Origin of the sequence: Streptomyces sp. NBC_00016 (assembly GCF_045040885.1) — a bacterium.
In the GTDB taxonomy this organism is placed as follows: Bacteria; Actinomycetota; Actinomycetes; order Streptomycetales; family Streptomycetaceae; genus Streptomyces; species Streptomyces coriariae.
In genome coordinates this window covers 8169008-8190091 of record NZ_CP108304.1, presented here as the reverse complement: position 1 = coordinate 8190091, position 21084 = coordinate 8169008, and the positions used below count along the sequence as shown (strand labels likewise).

Annotated in this window: 24 protein-coding genes; 11 read left to right on the top strand and 13 right to left on the bottom strand. The window is 71.3% G+C overall.

What is annotated here, in order from left to right; genetic code table 11:
* Positions 1-36 precede the first annotated feature (36 nt).
* The 3 genes from OG933_RS36305 to OG933_RS36295 are packed head-to-tail and all read right to left on the bottom strand — an operon-like array spanning position 37 to position 2914.
* On the bottom strand, positions 37-753 hold the full coding sequence (locus tag OG933_RS36305) for a cupin (RefSeq protein ID WP_362527255.1): 717 nt from the start codon (positions 751-753) through the stop codon (positions 37-39).
* The gene (locus OG933_RS36300) at positions 747-1676 is read right to left on the bottom strand and encodes a PmoA family protein (RefSeq protein ID WP_405631123.1); all 930 of its coding nucleotides are present in this window, start codon (positions 1674-1676) and stop codon (positions 747-749) included. The genes OG933_RS36305 and OG933_RS36300 overlap by 7 nt, the downstream gene beginning before the upstream one ends.
* Positions 1673-2914: a Gfo/Idh/MocA family protein gene (locus OG933_RS36295; RefSeq protein ID WP_405631120.1), complete on the bottom strand. Its 1242-nt coding sequence runs from the start codon at positions 2912-2914 to the stop codon at positions 1673-1675. The genes OG933_RS36300 and OG933_RS36295 overlap by 4 nt, the downstream gene beginning before the upstream one ends.
* 427 nt (positions 2915-3341) lie before the next feature.
* On the opposite strand from OG933_RS36295, the gene OG933_RS36290 reads away from it, so the two are divergent.
* From OG933_RS36290 to lnt, 6 genes are all read left to right on the top strand, one after another.
* Complete coding sequence (locus tag OG933_RS36290; RefSeq protein ID WP_362271691.1) at positions 3342-4217, top strand: undecaprenyl-diphosphate phosphatase; 876 nt, start codon at positions 3342-3344, stop codon at positions 4215-4217.
* Positions 4218-4385: 168 nt separating this feature from the next.
* A complete protein-coding gene (locus tag OG933_RS36285; RefSeq protein WP_142269239.1) occupies positions 4386-4565 on the top strand; it encodes a hypothetical protein in 180 nt (59 codons plus the stop codon).
* A 175-nt stretch (positions 4566-4740) separates the two neighbouring features.
* Positions 4741-5709: a YhjD/YihY/BrkB family envelope integrity protein gene (locus OG933_RS36280; protein WP_405631118.1), complete on the top strand. Its 969-nt coding sequence runs from the start codon at positions 4741-4743 to the stop codon at positions 5707-5709.
* 135 nt (positions 5710-5844) lie between these two features.
* Positions 5845-6378 carry a GNAT family N-acetyltransferase gene (locus tag OG933_RS36275; protein ID WP_362529232.1) on the top strand — a complete coding sequence of 178 codons (534 nt, stop codon included), beginning with the start codon at positions 5845-5847 and terminating at the stop codon, positions 6376-6378.
* 232 nt (positions 6379-6610) lie between these two features.
* On the top strand, positions 6611-7081 hold the full coding sequence (locus tag OG933_RS36270) for a nuclear transport factor 2 family protein (RefSeq protein WP_362529235.1): 471 nt from the start codon (positions 6611-6613) through the stop codon (positions 7079-7081).
* 141 nt (positions 7082-7222) lie between these two features.
* Positions 7223-8794 (top strand): apolipoprotein N-acyltransferase, encoded by a 1572-nt coding sequence (gene lnt / locus OG933_RS36265; RefSeq protein WP_405631115.1) that lies wholly within the window; start codon positions 7223-7225, stop codon positions 8792-8794.
* Here the strand turns inward: lnt and OG933_RS36260 are convergent.
* Positions 8712-9623 carry a Gfo/Idh/MocA family oxidoreductase gene (locus OG933_RS36260; RefSeq protein WP_327181878.1) on the bottom strand — a complete coding sequence of 304 codons (912 nt, stop codon included), beginning with the start codon at positions 9621-9623 and terminating at the stop codon, positions 8712-8714. The two genes, lnt and OG933_RS36260, sit on opposite strands and share 83 nt — an antisense overlap.
* A gap of 230 nt (positions 9624-9853) precedes the next feature.
* Between OG933_RS36260 and OG933_RS36255 the strand changes: the two genes are divergently transcribed.
* Together OG933_RS36255 and OG933_RS36250 are read left to right on the top strand one after the other, a co-directional pair.
* Positions 9854-10366, top strand: coding sequence for a DinB family protein (locus OG933_RS36255; RefSeq protein ID WP_362529242.1), 513 nt, complete (start codon positions 9854-9856; stop codon positions 10364-10366).
* Between the two features lie 111 nt (positions 10367-10477).
* Positions 10478-10969: a hypothetical protein gene (locus OG933_RS36250; protein WP_362529245.1), complete on the top strand. Its 492-nt coding sequence runs from the start codon at positions 10478-10480 to the stop codon at positions 10967-10969.
* A 91-nt stretch (positions 10970-11060) separates the two neighbouring features.
* On the opposite strand, the gene OG933_RS36245 is transcribed toward OG933_RS36250, so the two are convergent.
* The 7 genes from OG933_RS36245 to OG933_RS36215 form a co-directional block, all read right to left on the bottom strand.
* Entirely contained in the window at positions 11061-11561 is a 501-nt protein-coding gene (locus OG933_RS36245) for a tetratricopeptide repeat protein (protein WP_020132837.1), read from the bottom strand.
* 139 nt (positions 11562-11700) lie between these two features.
* Positions 11701-12393, bottom strand: coding sequence for a uracil-DNA glycosylase (ung, locus tag OG933_RS36240; RefSeq protein ID WP_405631110.1), 693 nt, complete (start codon positions 12391-12393; stop codon positions 11701-11703).
* Between the two features lie 92 nt (positions 12394-12485).
* The gene (locus tag OG933_RS36235; protein ID WP_362529252.1) at positions 12486-14069 is read right to left on the bottom strand and encodes an ABC transporter substrate-binding protein; all 1584 of its coding nucleotides are present in this window, start codon (positions 14067-14069) and stop codon (positions 12486-12488) included.
* Positions 14070-14275: 206 nt separating this feature from the next.
* Positions 14276-15037, bottom strand: a complete 762-nt coding sequence (locus OG933_RS36230) for an SDR family oxidoreductase (RefSeq protein ID WP_020132834.1) — start codon at positions 15035-15037, stop codon at positions 14276-14278.
* Between the two features lie 31 nt (positions 15038-15068).
* Entirely contained in the window at positions 15069-15830 is a 762-nt protein-coding gene (gene fabG / locus OG933_RS36225) for a 3-oxoacyl-ACP reductase FabG (protein WP_054240370.1), read from the bottom strand.
* Positions 15831-15962: 132 nt separating this feature from the next.
* A complete protein-coding gene (locus tag OG933_RS36220) occupies positions 15963-16379 on the bottom strand; it encodes a DUF3037 domain-containing protein (protein ID WP_054240369.1) in 417 nt (138 codons plus the stop codon).
* Complete coding sequence (locus OG933_RS36215) at positions 16376-17131, bottom strand: HipA family kinase (RefSeq protein WP_405631106.1); 756 nt, start codon at positions 17129-17131, stop codon at positions 16376-16378. The genes OG933_RS36220 and OG933_RS36215 overlap by 4 nt, the downstream gene beginning before the upstream one ends.
* A gap of 191 nt (positions 17132-17322) precedes the next feature.
* Between OG933_RS36215 and OG933_RS36210 the strand changes: the two genes are divergently transcribed.
* On the top strand, positions 17323-17823 hold the full coding sequence (locus OG933_RS36210; RefSeq protein WP_267023719.1) for a Rieske (2Fe-2S) protein: 501 nt from the start codon (positions 17323-17325) through the stop codon (positions 17821-17823).
* Here OG933_RS36210 and OG933_RS36205 read toward each other — a convergent pair.
* Positions 17810-18457 carry a cysteine hydrolase gene (locus OG933_RS36205; RefSeq protein ID WP_362529262.1) on the bottom strand — a complete coding sequence of 216 codons (648 nt, stop codon included), beginning with the start codon at positions 18455-18457 and terminating at the stop codon, positions 17810-17812. The genes OG933_RS36210 and OG933_RS36205 overlap by 14 nt on opposite strands.
* 132 nt (positions 18458-18589) lie before the next feature.
* On the opposite strand from OG933_RS36205, the gene OG933_RS36200 reads away from it, so the two are divergent.
* The gene (locus OG933_RS36200; protein WP_020132828.1) at positions 18590-19057 is read left to right on the top strand and encodes a pyridoxamine 5'-phosphate oxidase family protein; all 468 of its coding nucleotides are present in this window, start codon (positions 18590-18592) and stop codon (positions 19055-19057) included.
* Positions 19058-19063: 6 nt separating this feature from the next.
* Here OG933_RS36200 and OG933_RS36195 read toward each other — a convergent pair whose 3' ends face one another.
* Positions 19064-19966: a LysR family transcriptional regulator gene (locus OG933_RS36195; RefSeq protein ID WP_020132827.1), complete on the bottom strand. Its 903-nt coding sequence runs from the start codon at positions 19964-19966 to the stop codon at positions 19064-19066.
* A 74-nt stretch (positions 19967-20040) separates the two neighbouring features.
* On the opposite strand from OG933_RS36195, the gene OG933_RS36190 reads away from it, so the two are divergent.
* Positions 20041-20973, top strand: a complete 933-nt coding sequence (locus OG933_RS36190) for a DMT family transporter (RefSeq protein ID WP_362529265.1) — start codon at positions 20041-20043, stop codon at positions 20971-20973.
* The last annotated feature ends 111 nt before the right edge of the window (positions 20974-21084 follow it).

The window sequence follows — 21084 nt, the reverse complement described above, 5'->3', positions numbered from 1 at the left end:
ACGTCAGCCGATCCCCCCTGCGCTGATGACCCGGGGCTACGGCAGCGCGTACACGTCCAGCCACCCGCACATCCCGAACCTGCCGTGGGACGAGGGCTGTTCGGCCCGGACGGCGGCCTCGGCGAGGTAGGACACATCGCCGTCCGAGAGCCGGTCGAGCTGCTCACCCGTGACCTGCGCGGCCGCCCGCGCACCGCGGAGCCAGCGCTCACGCCACTCGGCGAGCCGGGGCTCCACCAGCGCGGCGGCCGACCGGTGGAAGGCGGCCAGGGCGGCCGGACCGTCCGCCGCCTCGCGCAGCGCGCGGTAGCCCTCCAGTGCGAGGTCGCGCCGGGCACGGGCGATCCGGGCCTGCTCCTCCCGGGGAGCGTCGGCCGGGATCACGGTCGCGGCGGCGTACGCCTCGGGGTCGGTGAGGTACTCCGGCGGCAGGGTGAGCACGGCGTCGCCGGCCTCCGGCAGCCCGCTGTTCTGCATCAGCACGGTGATGCGCAGATCGTCCTCGTTGACCAGTCGGTGGACGGTGCCCGGCGTGAACCAGGCGACCGTGCCGGGTGCGAGCGGCGTGACCTCGTACCCGGACGCCGTCAGGGTCTGCACCGCGCCATGCCCGGCCGTGACGACATACCCTTCCGAACACGTCAGGTGCATATGGGGAGTTCCGCCGTGCAGACCGTCGGCGGCGGGCCAGTCGTACACGCGCAGGTGCGAGACGGCGACCCCGCCGGGCAGTCCCCCGGGCTCGCTCACCACGGATGTGCCTCCAGGTACTTGGCGATCTCCTCCCGCTCCCAGGCACCGTCGGCCACCACCACGCGGTAGCGGCGGGTGAGCGTGTCGCCGGGGGCGAGCTCGAGCTCGTCGAAGAAGGACCAGGACGGGGCGATGCCCGCGAAGGGCTCGTTGCGGACGAACCAGTGTGCGGGGTGGGCGCCTCGGGCGCCGGAGTGGTCGTTCTCGGGGGCGTGCGCGAAGACGACGGTGGCGTGACCGTCGGCGCCGTCGTGCTCGCCGGAGAGGGCCAGCCAGGGGCTCTGCGAGGCCATCAGCCCGGGGCCCTCCCCGTCCGGGCCGATGATCCGGCCGTCACGGAAGGCGCGCGGGCCCCGCCAGAACAGGCCCGTGTATCCGGCCAGTTCGCGCCCGGCGGTGGTCGGGCTGCCGAAGCGGAGCGGCTCGTCCCTGCGGTTGGTGACGGCGCTGGTCCAGGTCAGCGCCCAGGAACCGGCGTCCAGGTCGACGTCGTGCACCTCGATCCGGCGCGCCTCCTGCGCCCACAGCTCGCCGCTGTGCGGATGCCAGGTCAGCCGCTCGGCGATGACGACCCGGCCGCCGGCCACCGACACCTCGTCGAAGCCGACGTGCGCCATCGAACCGACCCGCTCGGGGAGTTCGAGATACCCCTCGCCGTGCACATACGAGTTGCCGCCCCACAGGTTGGCGCCCGAGAGGTGCGAGGCGGTCAGCGACAGCCCCTTGTGCCAGCGGTGGTCGTTGGGCCGGTAGTCGGTGACGACGTCACCGGCGAGCGTCCGCAGCGGGTGGATGTACGGCCTCGGCGCCTCCCACGCCGCCTCGGGCCGGTAGACGTAGGCGAGCAGCTCGACGCCGGTCGCCGGGTCGGTCACCGTGACCCGGTCGCCGTGCGCGTGTACGAGCCGCAGGTCGCCGGTCACGCGGGCACCTCCGCGTTCGTCGCCGTGCTCGCGCTCGTCCCCGTACCCGTATGCGTCCCCGCACCCGCGCCCGTACCCGTCTCGGTCGCCGTCCTCGTCGCGACCGTGGCCGGTGCCCAGCCGGGGGCGCCACCGTGCAGGGCCGTGTAGTACGGGTCACCCGGCCCGATCTCGCCCCGTCGCACCGTCGTGTCGGTGAACGCCGACTTGTACAGCGCGCTGATCAGCTCCAGGCTGGTGCGCCCGTCCGTTCCGCTGCTGCGCGGCCGGCGGCCCGCGCGCATGCTCGCCACCAGCTCGCGCAGCTGCGCCAGGTGCGAGCTGGGGACGTCGGCGCCGAAGTCCTGCCAGGCCGCCGCCAGCTCGCCGGAGACGTCCGGGGCGGGCGTGATGTGCCAGTTGGCGTTGGAGTGGCCGTAGAGGTGGGTGAGTTCGACGGTGGCACGCTCGCAGTCGATACGGATTCGGCTGACCTCGTCGGGACTCAGGACGCTGTTGACGACCGTCGCCATGGCCCCGCTCTCGAAGCGGACCAGGGCGGTGGACACGTCCTCCGTCTCCACGTCGTGCACGAGCCGGGCGGCCATCGCGCGCACCTCGCTCCACGGGCCGAGGAGGTCGAGCAGCAGGTCCATCTGGTGGATGCCGTGGCCCATCGCCGGGCCGCCGCCCTCGGTCTGCCAGCGCCCGCGCCAGGGCACGGCGTAGTAGGCGGTGTCGCGGTACCAGGTGGTCTGGCAGTGCGCGACCAGCGGCCGCCCGAGGGCCTGCTCGGCGAGCAGCCGCCGTACATGCCGGGTCCCGGATCCGAAACGGTGCTGGAAGACGATCGAGGAGTACGGCCCCGCCGCCGCGCCCTCCTCCGCCTGCACGGCGTCGTAGTCGGCGAGGGTGGGCACCGGCGGCTTCTCGCACCACACCCAGGCGCCGGCCCGCAGCGCCGCCACGCTCTGCTCGCGGTGCAGGGTCGGCGGGGTGCAGATCGTCACCAGGTCGGGGCGCTGCTCCGCCAGCATCCGCTCCAGGTCGGTGTAGGCGTGCGGAACCCCGCTCTCCGCGCAGAAGGCCTCGACGGCGGTGGCATCGATGTCAACGGCCGCCACGACCTCGGCCTCGCCCTCGGCGGCGAGCTGCTGGAGTGCGGGCAGATGGGAGCCGCGCCCGATCGCGCCGATACCGACGATGGCGGCCCGGACGCGGCGGCCGGCGAGCGCAGGCAGCGGAGTGGATGGGGGCATGGGCGTGATCAGCACTCCTCCGACGTACGGCCGAACGGCCGGGCGGGCCAGCAACCGAGGGGGAAGCGTGCAGTACCTGCACACAGCAAGCGCTTTCCCATCGGCAGCAACGTATGCGGCGGCCGGGCGGCCGGTCAACCATGGGGACACCTCTCCGGCGTACCGATCCGCACGTGAGCCGCCTGCGGGCGGGTGCGGCGGGGCCGGGCGCGTGCGCGTCGCGTGAGGGCTTTCTGTCGCTCCTGGGGAGGGGACGAGAGCCGTCGGTGCGGGAGCTCACGCGGCGCCTGCGAAACCCCTGTGCCGGGCCTGTCACCCGGGAACGCTACGCTTCCCCCCGGCACACACCTGATCACCTGATCATCGCGCGCGACGGGCCGACCGTCGCCGTCGCCCTCTCCGATCGGCACTTGGACTCCGTAACCTCATGTCTTGGTTTGAATCCCTCATCCTCGGACTCGTCCAGGGGCTGACCGAGTTCCTCCCCGTCTCCTCCAGCGCGCACCTGCGGCTGACCGCGGCGTTCTCCGGCTGGAAGGACCCCGGCGCCGCCTTCACGGCGATCACGCAGATCGGCACGGAAGCCGCGGTGCTGATCTACTTCCGCAAGGACATCGGCCGGATCATCTCGGCGTGGAGCCGATCACTGTTCGACAAGACGCTGCGCAAGGACCACGACGCCCAGATGGGCTGGCTGGTGATCGTCGGCTCGATCCCGATCGGCGTGCTGGGCGTGACGCTCAAGGACCAGATCGAGGGCCCGTTCCGCGACCTGCGGATCACCGCCACGATGCTCGTCGTCGTCGGCATCGTGATCGGCATCGCCGACCGGCTGGCGGCCCGCGACGAAACGGGCGGGAAGCACCGCGCGCCCAAGCAGCGCAAGAACCTGGAGAACCTGGGCGTCAAGGACGGCCTGATCTTCGGCCTCTGCCAGGCCTGCGCGCTCATCCCCGGCGTCTCGCGTTCCGGCGCCACCATCAGCGGCGGCCTGTTCATGGGCTACAAGCGCGAGGCCGCGGCCCGCTACTCCTTCCTGCTGGCCATTCCGGCCGTACTGGCCTCCGGTGTCTTCGAGTTGAAGGACGCGGTCGAGGGCGGTCACGTGGCGTGGGGGCCGACGATGTTCGCGACGGTGATCGCCTTCGTGTCGGGATACGTCGTCATCGCCTGGTTCATGAAGTTCATCAGCACCAAGTCCTTCATGCCGTTCGTCTACTACCGCGTCGTACTCGGCATCGTGATCATCGCCCTGGTCGCGACGGGTTCACTGAGCCCGCACGCGGCGGAGTCGGCGGGCTGACCGGTACCGCTCCACGCCCCCGGGCTGCGCGCCGCCGCACGGATCGGCCTTCCCGTCCGAACCGGCCGGGGGGCCAACGGAGTTGATCGATCAGCCGTGACCAAGCCCATAACCGCGCGCGTAGCCGTCCGGTAGCGCAGTGTCAGTGCTTGCGCCTAGGCTTGCCTCATGTCCCCCAACTCTGTGCCCTCTGGTTCCGTGCGGTCCGCTGCCGAGTTAAATGAGCGGATCCGGGCCCTTTGGCTGCGCGCGGGCGGTTCGCTCTCCGCCCAGGAGCGGGCGGAGTACGAGCTGCTGGTCGTGGAGTGGGCCATCGCGATCCGCGGCGAGGTCGTCAAGGCGGCCTGAGCCCAGGACCCCCCCTCCCTCGCCGCGCCCCTCGCCTTCCGGCCTTCCCGGCTTCTCCCGCTCTCCCCGTGCCGCCCCTTGCCGCCCCGTGCCGCCCCCTTGCCGTCCCGTGTCGCCCCGCGTCGGGCCCGCTACCGTCCGTTACGCTCGCCTCGCCACAACGGTCGCTATCTTCATGGAGGGTACGACGGCGAGGATCAAGCGTGAGCGCCTCGTCAGAACGCTGACGTTCTGGCTGCGTCCCGCCTTCGCGTTGCGCGTCATCAACCGGTTTCAGAAGATCGTGGGCTTCGACCGGTCGATGGCCCTGGCATCCAGCGCGCTGACCGCGCTGGTCCCGCTCTCCATCCTCATCGGCGCCGTGGTGAGCAGCTTCGTGCACTACGACGCCGCGGAGCAGATCATCAAGCGCTACCACCTCACCGGCGCGGGCGCGACGGCTGTCAGCTCCCTCTTCTCCCCCGCGGAGGACAGCAGCGCGAGCGTGGGCGTCTTCGGAGCCGTGTTCCTCATGATCTCCGTCCTCAGTTTCGCCCGGGCCGCACAACGCCTCGTCGAACAGACATGGGAGCTCAGCCCGCTCAGCGTGCGCAACACCCGCAACGGCCTGTGGTGGATCCTCGGCCTGGGCGGCTACGCACTGTGCACCGCCGCGCTCACCGCGCTCCTCGGCAGAGGCGAACTGGGACTCGTCGCCTCGGTGTGCGAGGTACCGGTGACCGCAGCGTTCCTCGTCTGGAGCGGACGGCTCCTGTCGGCGAAGCGGGTCGACTGGCGGGACCTGGTCCCCTTCGGCGTCACCGCCGCCGTCCTGACGGCGGCCTATTCGGTGGGCGCGGCCGTCTATTTGCCGCGTCTGTTCAACTCCTACGCCGCACGCTACGGCGTGGTGGGAGCGGTCTTCGCGATGATCTCCGCGCTCTTCGCCGTCATGCTGGTCATGGTCGGATCGTCGGCGCTGGGGCGCGAGGTACGGGACGAACTGGACCGGATCCGTCAGGGTCACCGCCCCTCCGACCACGAGGTCCGCCGGCAGTGGGACACCGTGGTCGAGCAGACCCGGTCACGGTGGCGCACGGCACGGGGGCAGATCTCCCGCCGCCAGAACCATCAGACCCGACAGACCAAGAACCCCGACCGCTGAGAGCCCGGCAGCGACCTGAACGGATCCGGACAGGGCTCGGACGGGGCCCGGCCGGCCGGCCGACGCCGCCGGCCGCCCCGGCACCGGTCACCGCCGATTACCGGTGAGGCTCCCGCCACGGGCAGGATGGTCACCATGACCGAGATCCACACCCCCCGCCTCCTCCTCCGCCGCTGGACCGACGACGACCTCGTGCCGATGGCCGAGATCAACGCGGATCCGCATGTCATGCGCTGGGTCGACGACGGGTCGGTTCTCGACCTGGAGCGGACGGCGGAGGCCATCGAGCGGTGGGAGGAGGAGTGGGACGAGGAGGGCTTCGGACTCTTCGCCGTGGAACTGCTCGGCTCGGGCGAACTGGCCGGCTTCACGGGCCTGTCCGTGCCCGAGTTCCTGCCGGAGGTACGGCCCGACGTGGCGATCAGCTGGCGGTTCGGCTCCCAGTTCTGGGGTCAGGGGTACGCGTCCGAGGCCGCCCACGCCACGCTGGAGTTCGCCCTCCAGGATCGCGGCCTGGACCGCGTCATCAGCATCAACCGGATCGGTGACGACGCGTCCGAGAACATCAGCCGCAAGCTCGGCATGACACCGGAACGCGAAACGGTGCACCCGGTGCACCGCTTCGCGTTGCACGTCCACGCCATCGACCTCACCGAGTTCGATGGGTGACCGAGCCTCGTACGGGCAGGGGACGGCGTGACGGTGAGGATGGCCGTCCGTCTCCGCTGAACGCCGCGCGATGCACCATGCCCGCGCCCTCTCCCACCCCGGCCTTCCGACGGGCGTCATGCACCGATACCTGGACGACGCGGTAGTCCCTCGCTGAGATCACCGCACCGAATTACCGGATCGTTCCCGCACGGAGCTTGGCTGAGCAGCCCTCATGCCCAACACTCGGGCCATGACGCAGCGTGTGGAACTCGCCGCAGTGATGGACCGGCTGGCCGTGGACGGGTTGGTCACCGACTACGCGGTGGCGGTCGACGACGGTGACTGGACGGCGTACCGGGAACTGTTCACGTCGGACGGGCGGGCGGACTACCGCTCGGCCGGTGGAATCGAGGGCGACGCCGGGAACGTCGCCTCATGGCTCGCGGAGACCATGCGGGTGTTCGCGATGCGGCAGCACCTCATCGTCAATCGCCAGGTGCGCTTCGGGGTTCTGGAGCAGGACACGGGCGACACGGCCCGGGTCCAGGCCGACTACGTCAACCCGATGCGGCTGGCCGCGGCCGAACACGACGACTCGGCGGCCGGTGCGCCGGACTTCGTCTGTGGGGGCAGGTACTCCTTCGGTCTGCTGCGGACCGACGACGGGTGGCGGGTGCGTGAGGTCGTCGTCCGGGAGAAGTGGCGGCGGCTCACCGGCTGAGACATACGCGGCAAGTACTGGGCGGAAGCACGAAGCGGAGGCGGTAGCGCCGCACGGTGGCCGGCGAGAAAACCTCCCCTGTCGGAGATCGTCCGACGCGCGCACACTGGAGGCACCCCTGAGCGGGTAGGGAGGTGCCGTATGAAGACGTTCGGACTGTGGCTCACCTCCCCCTGGCGGCGTACGGCCGTCGCGGCTCTCGCGGGCGCGCTGCCCGTGCTCGCGTTCCCCGCGCCGGCCCTGTGGTGGTGGGCCTATTTCGCACTCGTCCCGTGGATCCTGCTCGCCCGCTCCGCGCCGACAGGGAGGCGGGCCGCGTACGACGGATGGAGCGGCGGGTTCGGTTTCATGCTGGCCATGCACCACTGGCTGCTGCCGAGCCTGCATGTGTTCACCCTGGTGATCGCCGCGCTGCTGGGCGCCCTGTGGGGCCCGTGGGCGTGGCTGGTCCGCCGGTTTCTCACCGCGGACGTGATCCCCAGCCGCGGGCGGGTGTTCGCCGCGCTGCTGGTCCTGCCCTCGGGCTGGCTGGCGATCGAGCTCGTCCGCTCCTGGCAGGGGCTGGGCGGGCCGTGGGGCATGCTCGGGGCCAGTCAGTGGCAGGTGGAGCCCGCGTTGCGGCTCGCCTCCGTCGGCGGGGTGTGGCTGCTCAGCTTCCTGGTGGTGGCGGTCAACGTGTCGGCCGCCGTCCTGGTCTCCGTTCCGGCGTCCCGGGCCCCGGCCGTCGCCGGTCTCGTGGCCACCGCCGCCACGGCCTCTGCCGCGTGGATGTGGGCGCCGCGCCCCGACGCCGACGGGCAGGACCGGATCGCCGTCGTGCAGCCGGGGGTGATCGACGGCCCCGACCGGCGCTTCGACCGCGAGGAGCAGTTGACCCGGCGGCTGGTCGGGCAGGACGTGGACCTGATCGTGTGGGGCGAGAGCAGCGTCGGTTACGACCTCGACGACCGGCCCGACCTGGCCCGGCGCCTGGCGGAGTTGTCCCGCGTCACCGGCGCCGACATCCTCGTCAACGTCGACGCCCGCCGCTCCGACCGGCCCGGCATCTACAAGAGCTCGATGCTCATCGGGTCCGAAGGCCCGACCGGCGACCGGTACGACAAGATGCGGCTCGTGCCCTTCGGGGAGTACATACCGGCCCGCTCCCTGCTCGGCTGGGCCACCTCCGTCGGCAAGGCGGCCGGTGAGGACCGGCGGCGCGGTACCGAGCAGGTCGTGATGGACGCCGGGCACGGGCTGCGCATCGGGCCGATGGTGTGCTTCGAGACGGCGTTCCCCGACATGAGCCGGCACCTGGCAGGGGACGGCGCGGACGTGCTGGTCGCGCAGTCGTCGACCTCCTCCTTCCAGCACAGCTGGGCGCCCGCGCAGCACGCCTCGCTGGGCGCGCTGCGCGCCGCGGAGACCGGACGGCCGTTCGTCCACTCCACCCTCACCGGCGTGTCGGCCGTGTACGACGCGAGTGGCCGGCGGATGGGCTCGTGGCTGGGCACGGAGGCGAGCACGACGGCCGTCTACGACGTCCCGCTCGCCGACGGCGTCACCCCGTACGTCCGCTACGGCGACTGGCCGGTCCACGGAGCCCTGTTGGTGCTGCTGGCCCTCGCGCTCACGGAGGGCGCGCGGACGGTCAGGCTGCGGCGGACTGCTCCCGCACCGCTCGTACCACCCGCTCGCACAGCTCATGAGTCGCCAGCGCGTCCCGGGCGCTGAGCACCTTGCCCGCGCGCACGGCGTCCAGGAAGGCGAGGACCGCCTGTTCGATGCCGCGCTGCCGGGCCACCGGCACCCAGTCGCCGCGCCGCCGCACGGTGGGCTGCCCCTTGTGATCGATCACCTCGGCGAGGTTGACGACCTGGCGCTTGGTGTCCTGCCCGGACACCTCGAGGATCTCCTCGTTGGAACCGCTGAGCCGGTTCATCACGCCGAGCGCGGTGAAGCCGGGGCCGGCGAGCTGGAGGACCACGTGGTGCAGCAGGCCGTCCTCGACGCGGGCGCGCACGGTCACGTCGTCGACCGGGCCCGGCGCCAGGAAGCGCAGGGTGTCCACGACGTGGATGAAGTCGTCGAGGATCATCGTGCGCGGCTGCTCGGGCAGCCCGACCCGGTTCTTCTGCATGAGGATCAGCTCGCGCGGGTGGTCGGCGCATTGCGCGTAGCCGGGCGCGAGGCGTCGGTTGAAGCCGACGGCGAGGGACACGTTCCGCGCTTCCGCGAGCGTGACGAGCCGCTCGGAGTCGGCGAGTTCGTACGCGAGGGGCTTGTCCACGTACGTCGGGACGCCCGCCTCCAGCAGCCGGGAGACGATCTCGGGGTGGGCGGCGGTGGGGGCGTGCACGAAGGCCGCGTCGAGGCCGGCGGCGAGGAGCGCGTCGAGGTCGTGGTGGCGCTGCTCGCGGGGCAGGCGCAGCCCGTCGGCGACCCGGTCGAGGGTGGCCGGTGTGCGGGTCTGGAGGTGGAGCTCGATCCCGGGCAGCGCGCCGAGCACCGGCAGATACGCCTTCTGCGCGATGTCGCCGAGTCCGATGCAGCCGACCTTCACGGGCGCTCCCTCGCTACCTGTCCCACGCTGCCCGGCCCACTGCCCGGCCTACCGTGTACGGCAGCATACGGGGCCCCTCCCCGGCCGCCGTCCGCCGGTCCGCGAGGTGTCCGGCGCCCGGCCCGGAGGCGGTGCGCGGGGGTCCCCGGGGGTGTTCAGGGGCCTGCCCGGCAGCCGCGTCGAGGGAAAACCCGTGGTGGCGGAGGGCGGCTCGGAGCCACCATGCGGGGATGACGACGCAGCGCACCGGACCCGCCCAGAACGCCGACGAACGCGCCATGCTGGAAGGTTGGCTGGACTACCACCGGCAGACCCTGGCGTGGAAGTGCGAGGGACTCACCGACGCCCAGCTGCGCACCGCCTCGGTGCCGCCGTCCGAGCTGTCCCTGATGGGCCTGGTACGGCACATGGCCGACGTGGAGCGCAGTTGGTTCCGCAGGGTGCTCGTCGGCGACGACGCGGGGCCGATCCACTACAGCGACCAGGACCCGGACGGCGAGTTCCATCTCACCGAGCGGGACACCTGGGCGGAGGCCCACGCCACCTGGCAGGCCGAGATCGAGGTCGCCCGACGGCATGCGGCGGGCTTCGCCCTGGCCGAGCTCTCCCGCGGTCGGAGCAGGTTCACCGACGAGCCGTTCAGCCTGCGCTGGATCTACACCCACATGATCGAGGAGTACGCCCGTCACAACGGCCACGCCGACCTGATCCGGGAGCGCATCGACGGTTTCACCGGCGAGTGACGTCAGCGCGGGCGGGCCTGCTCCCTCGTACGGGGCACGAGATCACCCGTGCGGGGCAACCTCCGCTGCTCCGCTGTTGCTCGGGCGGGCGGAACCAGCAGAGTTGCGCGGGTGCATCGAACGACGACGACTACCGCAACGCTCCTGGTCACCGTGGCCGTCTCGGCCCTCGCGGGATGCGTGACCGTCCAGCGCCCGGCCGTCCCCGGCCCCGTCCTGGCACCGTCCCAGCCGTCCGTGCCGCGGCCGGAGGGGCGGGCCGAGGTGCAGGTCGTCCAGGCGCCCGCCCTGGAGGCGCTGGAGATGGTCGGGCCGTCCCGTGAGCCAAAACCGGATGCACCGACGGCGCCGGCACAGCGGCGGCGGACGGCGGCGCTGCCGGGGGCCGGGGGCGCCGGACAGCCGCCCTCGTCCCGCTCCCGCCCGCACCCCCGGCCGTCTCACCCGGAGGTCCGGCGGCACGCGTTGCCGCACGCGTCGATCCCGGACATCGAGAAGGAGGTGCGCAGGAACACCGACGTGTGCGCGCTCGGCAGGACGTACGGCGGATGGCAGGGCGACAGCCCGGAGGCGGCGATCTGCGAGCAGGCCTACGGGCGATGAGGGTTCAGGTGCCAGGTGCCAGGTGCCGTGGCCGTAGGAGGACGACCGCCCCGCCGGTCTCACCACTCCCGCGACGACGGACTCGCCGCTCTCACCACTCCCGCTCCCACTCGCCCCGTCCCTCCCACTCGCCTTCGCCTTCGCCCGGCCCCAGTCTCAGTTCCATCCGGCTGATCGCCGCCCGTACACCGTCCCCGTAGCTGTCGTCCCTCAGTGCCACGGCCGCCGTACGGGCCCTGCGTACATGGGTGCGGGCGGCCTCGGCGCGGCCGAGTTTGACGTAGTCCGCGGCCAGGTTGAGGTGCAGCGACGGATAGAGCGCCCGCACCTCGACCGAGCCGACGTGCTCCTCCGCCGCCGTCAGCGCCCGCAGGTCCCACGCCAGCTCGTCCGAGGGGTCGTCGTGGGTGTCGGCCAGGTAGTGGGCGAGGGTGCAGCGGTGCAGCGGGGCACCGCCCTCGCCGAGCTCCGTCCAGAGGTCGAGGAGGCGGCGCCGGGCCTCCTCGCGGTCTCCCCCGTGGTGCAGCATCACGACCTGCCCGATCCGCGTCAGCAGGGCGTCCGGCACCGTCTGCCCCTGTCGCTCCGCCACCACGGCCTCCTTGCGTCGTTGCGACGACGCTAGCCGCAGGCATCCGCAATCCCGGTCAGGCGGCACCGTGCCGGTCCGCGGAGGAACCGGCCCGGCGGCAGGTGCAGTCACCCGAGGTCGGGCCGGGTCGGGCGTCGGGTCAGGCCTGGTCGGCCAGGTTCGGGACGGTCCAGTCGATCGGCTCGTGGCCCTGCTGTGCCACCGCCTCGTTGATCTGCGTGAACGGGCGGGAACCGAAGAACTTCTTGGCCGACAGCGGCGAGGGGTGGGCGCCCTTGACCACGATGTGCCGGGTCTCGTCGATGAGCGGGAGCTTCTTCTGCGCGTAGTTGCCCCACAGGACGAAGACGGCCGGGTCGGGCCGGTCGGCCACCGCGCGGATCACCGCGTCAGTGAACTTCTCCCAGCCCTTGCCCTTGTGCGAGTTCGCCTCGCCGGAGCGGACCGTGAGGACCGCGTTCAGCAGCAGGACGCCCTGCTGTGCCCACGGCATCAGGTAGCCGTTGTCCGGGATCGGCGTGTCCAGCTCCGCGTGCAGCTCCTTGTAGATGTTCCGCAGGGACGGCGGGATCTTCACACCCGGCCGCACCGAGAAGCACAGGCCGTGCCCCTGCCCCTCGCCGTGGTACGGGTCCTGGCCGAGGACGAGTACCTTCACCCGCTCGTACGGCGTCGCGTCGAGCGCGGCGAAGACCTCCTCGCGCGGGGGGTAGACGGGACCGGCCGCCCGCTCCTCCTCGACGAACTCCGTCAGCTCCTTGAAGTAGGGCTGCTGGAGTTCGTCGCCCAGAACCCCGCGCCAGGACTCGGGCAGCATGGCGATGTCGGTCACGTCAACGTCCTTGCGTCGTGCGGTCACTTGTAGAGCACAGAACCTACAGGCGACCACTGACAACCGGCCCCGGGGACCGGTTCACCGACCGCCTACCAGCTGGTCTTGCGCGTCAGCTCCCACATCATCATGATCGTCGACGGGTCCAGGGAGCGCTCGCCGCCCGAGACGTCCTCGGAGGAGGCCAGGTACTGCTTGCCCTGCCACAGCGGCAGCAGCCGGGCGTCGTCGACGAGGATCTGCTGGGCCTCCTCGAAGTCCTGCACCACGTTGGCGCGGTCGCTCTCGCCGCGGGAGCGGGGCAGCAGCACCTGCGTGATCTCCTTCGCCGGGTAGGGCGTGCCGAGCGCGTTCTGATCGCCGACGAAGGGGGCGATGAAGTTGTCCGCGTCGGGGAAGTCCGGGGCCCAGCCGCGCCCGAACACCGGGTACTCGCCCTTCTGGTAGCCGACCACGTAGGTGTTCCAGGGGCGGCTCTTCAGCTTGACCGAGAACAGGCCCGAGGCGTCGAGCTGCCTCTTGATCTCCTTGAACTCCAGGGCGGTGTCGGAGCCGTAGCGGTCGGTGGTGTACCAGAGGGTGAGCGGGACGGTCTCGGTGATCCCCGCCTCGGTGAGGATCTTGCGCGCCTTGGCCTTGTCGGGGTCGCCGAAGGAGTCGAAGAAGCCGGTGGTGTGGCCGGTCAGGCCGGACGGGACCATGGAGTACAGCGGCTCGACCGTGTCCTTGTAGACCTCGTGGGCGATCGCGGCGCGGTCCACGACCTGGGCCACGGCCCGGCGCACGGCGACCTTGTCGGACCACGGGTCCTTGGGGTTGAACACCAGGTAGTTGATGTTGCTGCCGGCGCCCTCGATGAGCTGGAGGCCCTCGTTGGCGGCGGTCTTGCCGTCCAGGTCGACGATGTCATCGGCGGCGAGACCCTGGTAGGTGATGTCGATGTCCTTGCTGCGCAAGGCCTTGACCATCTCGCCGGAGTCCTGGAAGTAGCGGATGGTCACCGCGTCGTTCTTGCGGTCGGCGAAGCCCTTGTAGTTGTCGTTCCGTACCAGTACGGCCTGCTTGCCCTCTTCGTAGGACTGGAGCCGGTATGGTCCGGAACCGACGATGCCGTCGTCCTTGCGCAGGGCCTTCGCGGAGTAGTCCTCGGGGTCGACGAGCGACATGCCGGGGGTGGCGAGCACGAACGGGAAGGTGGCGTCGGGCTTGTTGAGCCGGAAGAGCACCACCTGGTCGCCCTTCGTCTCGACGCTGTCCAGGCTGCCCAGGAGTCCGTTGGGGCCGGTTTCGGCGTTGATCGTCCTTATTCGGTCGATCGAGTGCTTCACGGCGTTCGCGTCCAGCTTGTCGCCGTTCGAGAACTTCAGGCCGTCGCGCAGTTCGCACTTGTACGTGCGGTTCGAATCGTCCGTGAAGTCACAGGACTTGGCGGCGTCCGGCTGGGGACTCGTCGCTCCGTTGGGGTAGCTCAGCAACGTCTGGTAGATGTTGCGGAACAGCTCCCAGGAGCCGTCCCAGGCCGCGGCGGGATCGAGCGTGCTGGGAGCACTGGTGGTGCCCACGACGATCGGTCCGGCATCGTCGGAGCTCTCCTCTCCCAGGAGGCTGCATCCGGCCACCAGGGATATGGACACGATCGCCGCCATCTGCTGCAAGGATCGGTTCCGGTTGAACACGCGCACGCTCCTCGATCTGCCATGCCAAGGGTTGGCAGACCATACCGCAGCCCCACGCGCCGTGAACCCGCGCCCTTGAAGCATTCTTGATCACTTCGGGGTGACGACGTTGTCATCGCCCGTTCGCGGCCCGAACGACGACACGGGCGCCGTTTTCGTCAAGAAAACGGCGCCCGTGCCGGTGTCGCGTTCAAGCCGGGCCGGGATCAGCCCACGCCGGCGTTGAGGAAGATTCCGCCGTCGACGACGAGTGTCTGGCCGGTGATCCAGTCCGACTGCTCCGAGGTCAGGAACGCGGCGGTGCCGCCGATGTCGGACGGCACACCGAGCCGGGCGAGCGGGTAGGCGGCGGCCGCCTCCTCCTCGCGGCCCTCGTACAGGGCCTCGGCGAACTTCGTCTTCACCACGGCCGGGGCGATCGCGTTGACCCGCACCCGCGGCGCGAACTCGTGCGCCAGCTGCTGGGTCAGGTTGATCATCGCGGCCTTGCTGACGCCGTACGCGCCGATGAAGGGCGAGGCGGAGAGCCCCGCGACGGAGGCGATGTTGACGATCGCGCCGCCGTTGTCCTTCTGCCAGGCGTGCCAGGTGCGCTGCGCGAAGCCGAGCGCGGAGACCACGTTGGTCTCGAAGACCTTGCGGGCCACGTCCAGGTCGAGGTCGGCGATCGGCCCGAACACCGGGTTCGTGCCGGCGTTGTTGACCAGGAAGTCGACGCGCCCGAAGGCCTCCATGGTGCGCTCGACGGCGGCGGCCTGGTGCGCCAGGTCGTGCGCCTTGCCGGCGACGGCGATGACCCGGTCGGCGCCGAGCCGCTCGACGGCCTCCTTGAGCGCGTCCTCGCCCCGGCCGGTGATGCAGACCCGGTCGCCGCGGGCGACGAGCGCCTCGGCGACGCCGTAGCCGATGCCGCGGCTGGCGCCCGTGACGAGGGCGACCTTGCCGGAGAGTGCGGGCAGTTCAGTCATGTTCGTGATCCCCAGTGCTCCCTAGTGGCCTTTAGTCGAGCGGTCCGCCGGCGACGTACAGCACCTGGCCGGAGACGAAGCCGGCGGCCTCGTTCGTGAAGAAGGCGATCGCGTTGGCGATGTCGTCGGGCTCGCCCACGCGCGCGACCGGGATCTGGGTGGCGGCCGCGGCCTTGAACTCCTCGAAGCCCATGCCGACCCGGGCGGCGGTCGCGGCGGTCATGTCGGTGGCGATGAAGCCGGGGGCGACGGCGTTGGCGGTGATGCCGAACTTGCCGAGCTCGATGGCGAGGGTCTTGGTGAAGCCCTGGAGACCGGCCTTGGCGGCGGAGTAGTTGGCCTGGCCGCGGTTGCCGAGCGCCGAGGAGGACGACAGGTTGACCACCCGGCCGAAGCCGGCGTCGACCATGTGCTTCTGGACGGCCTTGGTCATCAGGAACGAGCCGCGCAGGTGCACGCCCAGGACGGTGTCCCAGTCGGCGACGCTCATCTTGAACAGCAGGTTGTCGCGGAGCACGCCCGCGTTGTTGACGAGGATCGTCGGCGCGCCGAGCTCCTCGACGATGCGTGCGATCGCCGCCTCGACCTGGGCCTCGTCGGAGACGTCGGCACCGATCGCGACGGCCTTGCCGCCCGCCGCGGTGATCTTCTCGACGGTGTCCTTGCAGGCGGCCTCGTCGAGGTCGACCACGGCGACCGCACGGCCTTCCGCGGCCAGCCGTACGGCGGTGGCGGCGCCGATGCCGCGCGCCGCGCCCGTGACCACGGCGACCCGCTGCTCAGTGGTGGACATTGCTGGTTCTCCTCGCCCTTGAGAAAATCTCGATGCGCCCGAGTGGTGAGCGACCGCTTAGTACCTTCGACAGACGTGACGCTAGAAGCCCTGGCACCCGGTGTCAACGCCACACGGCGCGGGTGTGATCCATTACCTCACCAGCAGTTCCAGCAGCCGCTCCGTCTCGGCCGCGGGATCGGTGGTGAGCCCCGTGTGGACGGGGCCCGGCCGGACGATCGTCGAACGGGGGGCGATCAGCCAGCGGAAGCGCCGTCCGGCGTCGTCGTGCGCCGCCTGTCCGGCCGACGCGCCGCCCGCGCACACACCCTCGACCGCCCGCAGGGCGGCACGCACCCCGGTCACGTCCGCGTCCGGGTCCAGCGCCAGCAGCTTCGCCTCGTCGAGGTGGGTGCGGGCACCGACGTAGTCCTGGCCGCGGCAGTACACCAGCACGCCCGCGTTGATGCACTCGCCGCGCTCGACACGCGGTACGACGCGCAGCAGGGCGTACTCGAAGACGTCCCGGTCGCCGCCCTGGCCCGGCCGGATGATGTGGCGCTCGTTCACTTGATTCCCTTGATGCGGTCGTGGATGACGGCGGCGCGGGCGAGCAGCGGGGCCGCGTAGGCCCGCCGGAGCTCGTCCGGGGTGTCGAAGCCGGGCTCGTCCGCCAGCCAGACGTCGGGGATCTCGGCGGTGACCTCGGCGAGGAGTTCGGCGGTGACCAGCGGCGCCAGCTCCGCCGCCGCGGCCGCGACGTCCGGCCCGAACGGGGTGAGCGCGTGGTCGGATGCGTCGTAGGGGCGGGCCGCGGAGGTCTCGGCGGTGGGCCAGTTGTGCTGCCAGATCATGGTGGCGCCGTGGTCGATGACCCACAGGTCGCCGCGGTGCATCAGCAGGTTGGGGTTGCGCCAGGAGCGGTCGACGTTGTTCACGAGCGCGTCGAACCAGACGATCCGGCCGGCCTCCTCGGAGGTCACCGGGAAGGCGAGCGGGTCGAAGCCGAGGGCGCCGGAGAGGAAGGCCATGCCGAGGTTGGTGCCGCCGCTGGACTTCAGCAACTCCTGTACCTGCTGGTCGGGTTCGCCGAGTCCGAGCACGATGTCGAGCTCCACGGTCACCAGCCGAGGCACCCGGAAACCGAGCCTGCGGGCGAGTTCGCCGCAGACGACCTCGGCGACGAGCGTCTTGCGGCCCTGTCCGGCGCCGGTGAACTTCATGACGTACAGACCGAAGTCGTCGGCCTCGACGAGTCCCGGCAAGGAGCCGCCCTCACGCAGGGGGGTGACGAAGCGGGTCGCGGTGACTTCCTTGAGCATCGCCCCAGGCTACTGGGCCTGGAACGATGCGGGGCCGACAGCTCCGCGACAGCTCTGGCTTACGCCGCGCTCATCTCGAACGGGTCAATATCTCGACACTGTCCGGACTTGGCGGGGGCGCTGAACGACCGGCGCCCGTGGCTCGTACCTCTCGGCAGATCCACGCACCCCCCTGGAAGGGAACCTCCAGCATGACCAGCGCATCGATCAAGTCCGCGTCGGGGCCTGCCCGCCGTACCGTCGTGGCAGCCGCCGGAGCCGCGGGGCTCTCCGTCGCGCTGACCGCGTGCGGAGGCTCCGACGACGACTCGTCGAGCTCGTCCGCCTCGGCGGGCACGTCGGGTTCCACCGGGTCCACCGAGGCCGCGAGCAGCGGTGGCACGGGCGGCGGGGACAACGCCGCGGCCGGCGCGCTCGCCACGACCGCCGACATACCCGAGGGCGGTGGCAAGGTCTTCGACTCCGAGAAGGTGGTCGTCACCCAGCCGACGGCGGGCACGTACAAGGCGTTCTCCGCGGTCTGCACCCACCAGGGCTGCGCGGTGAAGAGCATCAGCGACGGCGTGATCAACTGCCCCTGTCACAACAGCAACTTCTCGATCACGGACGGCAGTGTGAAGAGCGGTCCCGCGCAGAAGCCGCTGCCCGAGGTGGCGATCACCGTCAGCGGCGACTCGATCACGCTGGCCTGACGGCCGGCCGCCGGAGGCAGGCCAGCACCTCGTCCGTGGTCGCGACCGTAGCGACCAATGCGAGGGTGTGGCGGATCATCGCGGGGGTGTAGTCGGCAGGCACCCCGGCGATGGCGTCCGACGGCACGACGGCCGTGTAGCCGCGGTTGACGGCGTCGAAGACGGTGTTCGGGATCGCCACGTTGGCCGAGACGCCGGTCACGACCAGGGTGCGGCAGCCCAGGTTGCGCAGCAGGGCGTCGACGTCGGTGCCCTGGACCGGCGACAGTCCGTGCAGCCTCCGTACCACGAGGTCCTGCTCGGCCAGCTCGATCGGGGGCGCCAGGCTGGTCGCGACGGTGCCGGTGAGCTGCTGGACGGGAAGGCGCTCGGCCGCGCGGAACAGCCGGGCGTTGCGGTTGGCGCCCCGGCCGTCGGGGCGCCGTTCGGCGACGGCGTGCACGACCTGGACGCGGCTCGCGTGGGCGGCCGCGACCAGCCGGGCGACGTTGTCGAGGGCCCCCGACTCCCGTGCCGCACGGGCGAGCTGGGGCAGCGCGGCATCGGGCCCGACGACGCCCTGCTGGCATTCCACCGTGATCAGGACGGTGGTCGCCGGGTCGAGGAGGGCGCTGAGCTGTTCGTACGACGGCATGACTCCCCCTGGCGTCGGTGTGGAGCGGGCGACAGTAACCGCCATTGCGCGCACAAGGAAGAAGACCCATGCTTTCCTGACGGTATTTCAGGAGAGCGGCACGTACCCACAAGAAAAGAATGAGGGGGCCGGATGACCGTCACTCAGCGCCGGGGCCGGAAGATCATGATGTCGCCGGGTGAACTGGACGCGTTCCTCACCCTCCAGCGCACCTGCCGGGTCGCGACCGTGTCCACCGACGGCGCCCCGCACGTCAGCGCCCTGTGGTTTCTCTGGGACGGCACCGCGTTGTGGCTGTACTCGGTCGTGCGCAGCAAGCGCTGGGCGGACCTGAACCGCGATCCTCGGGTCGCGATCGTGATCGACACGGGCGAGGAGTACGACGCGCTGCGGGGCGTGGAGCTGTCCGGCGTGGTCGAGTTCGTGGGCGAGAGCCCGCGCACCGGGGAGCTGTGCGCCGAACTCGACGCCGTGGAGACGCTGTTCGCGCGCAAGAACTTCGGCCTGGACGCGATGCCGCACGACGGCCGGCACGCGTGGGTGCGGCTGAAGCCGGCGAAGATCGTGTCCTGGGACTTCCGCAAGCTGGGCGGGGCGTAGGGCTGTTCAACCCACGGCCTGCCCCGCGGCCTTGAGCGCCGCGACCGCCGCCCGGATCGACGGGCGGCGGTCGGCGTCCGCCCGCCAGAGCACGTACACATGCCGGCGCACCCGCTGCCGCAGGGGGACCGTCACGACACCCTCGGGCACCGGGTGACGACCGAGCAGCGGCGCGATGCAGACACCCAGTCCGGCGGCCACCAGCCCGAGTTGGGTGTGCGTCTCGGCCGCCCGGTGGCCGACGATCGGCTCCACGCCCCGGGAGCGCAGCGTGAACATCAGCCACTCGTGGCAGAACTCGCCCTCGCCCCAGGTGATCCACTCGTCCTCGGCGAACTCCCCCAGATCCACCTCGTCCCGGTCCGCGAGGGGGTGCCCGGCCGGCATCGCGACATCGGCGGGATCGTCCAGGATGGGCGCCTTGACCAGGCCGTCCGGCACCGGCATCGGCTTGTTGTACCAGTCCAGGACGACGGCCAGGTCGAGGTCGCCGCGGACCACCCCGGCGACGCCCCGCTCCGGTTCCAGTTCGCACGAGCGCAGGCGCAGCCCCGGGTGCGCCTTGCGCAGCTCGGCGAGCGCGACGGGAAACAGCCCGCGTGCCGCGGTCGGGAACGCGGAGAGCCGCAGCTCCCCCACCACCTGCCCGCGCTGGGCCTCCAGATCGGACTGGGCAAGCTCGACCTGCGACAGGATCCGGGACGCGTGGTCGGCGAGCAGCCGCCCGGCGTCCGTGAGCCGCACGCCTCGCCCCTGCTTGGCGAGGAGTCGCTGCCCGACCTCCCGTTCCAGCTTGGCCATCTGCTGCGAGACGGCCGAGGTGGTGATGTGCAGGCCCGTGGCGGCGCCGCTGACCGATCCGTGCCGGGCCAGGGCGTCGAGGGTGCGCAGGCGCTCCAGGTTCAACATGTAAGCGATGCTACGAGGTATCGCTCGAATATTCTCGATTGTGTGACGAGACGACGTACAGCATCGTTACGCTCATGACTGCTGTCACCGCCCCCGCCCGGACCTCCCCGCCGGCCGCCGCCCGCCCGCGCCGCACCCTCGACTGGCGGCTGCGCTTCGGCGTGCTGTCGCTGATCTGGGGCTTCAGCTTCCTGCTCATCAAGGTGGGCACCGACGGCTACGCACCCTTCCAGGTCACCCTGGGCAGGCTGCTGTTCGGTACGGCGGTCCTGGCGGTCGCGATGGTGGTGAAGCGCGAGCGGCTGCCGCGCGGGGCCCGCACCTGGGCGCATCTGACGGTGGCGGCGTTCCTCCTCAACGCCCTGCCCTTCTCCCTGTTCGCCTACGCCGAGCTGACCATTCCCTCCACCCTGGCCGGGATCTGCAACGCGACCTCGCCCCTGTGGGGCATGGCCCTCTCCCTGGTGGCGCTGTCGGAGGACCGGCCGACCCGGCTGCGCGTCGCGGGCCTGGGCCTCGGCTTCCTCGGTGTCCTCACGGTCCTCGGCGCCTGGCAGGGCTTCCACGGCCTGGACGCCCGGGGCACGACCCTGGCCCTGCTGGCCTCGCTCAGCTACCCGATCGGCTGGATCTACCTCCGCCGCACCCTGGCGAACACCGGCTCCTCGGCCCTGTCGATGACCGGCGGGCAGCTCCTGCTGGCCACGCTCCAACTGGCCGTCGTCACCCCGCTGTTCACCTCCTTCCCGAGCCGTTTCCCGGTGGTCCCGCTGCTCGCGACGGCCGCCCTGGGCGCGCTCGGCACGGGCCTCGCCCTGCTGATCCAGTACGGCCTGGTCACGGAGGTCGGCCCCACGACAGCCCAGATGGTCACCTACTTCATCCCGGTCATCGCGACGGCGGCGGGCGTCGCGATCCTCGGCGAGCCGCTGAGCTGGTCGACCCCGGTGGGCGCGGCGATCGTCCTGGCGGGAGCGGCACTGACCCAGGCACGCGGCAGATCCTGAGCGCGGGGGCACGGCATGTCCTGAGCGCGGGGGCACGGTGTCCGGCCCCCGAGCACGGGGGCGGCGCCGACCCGCGGCTCCGCCGCGTAGCCGCGACACGCCACGACGGCC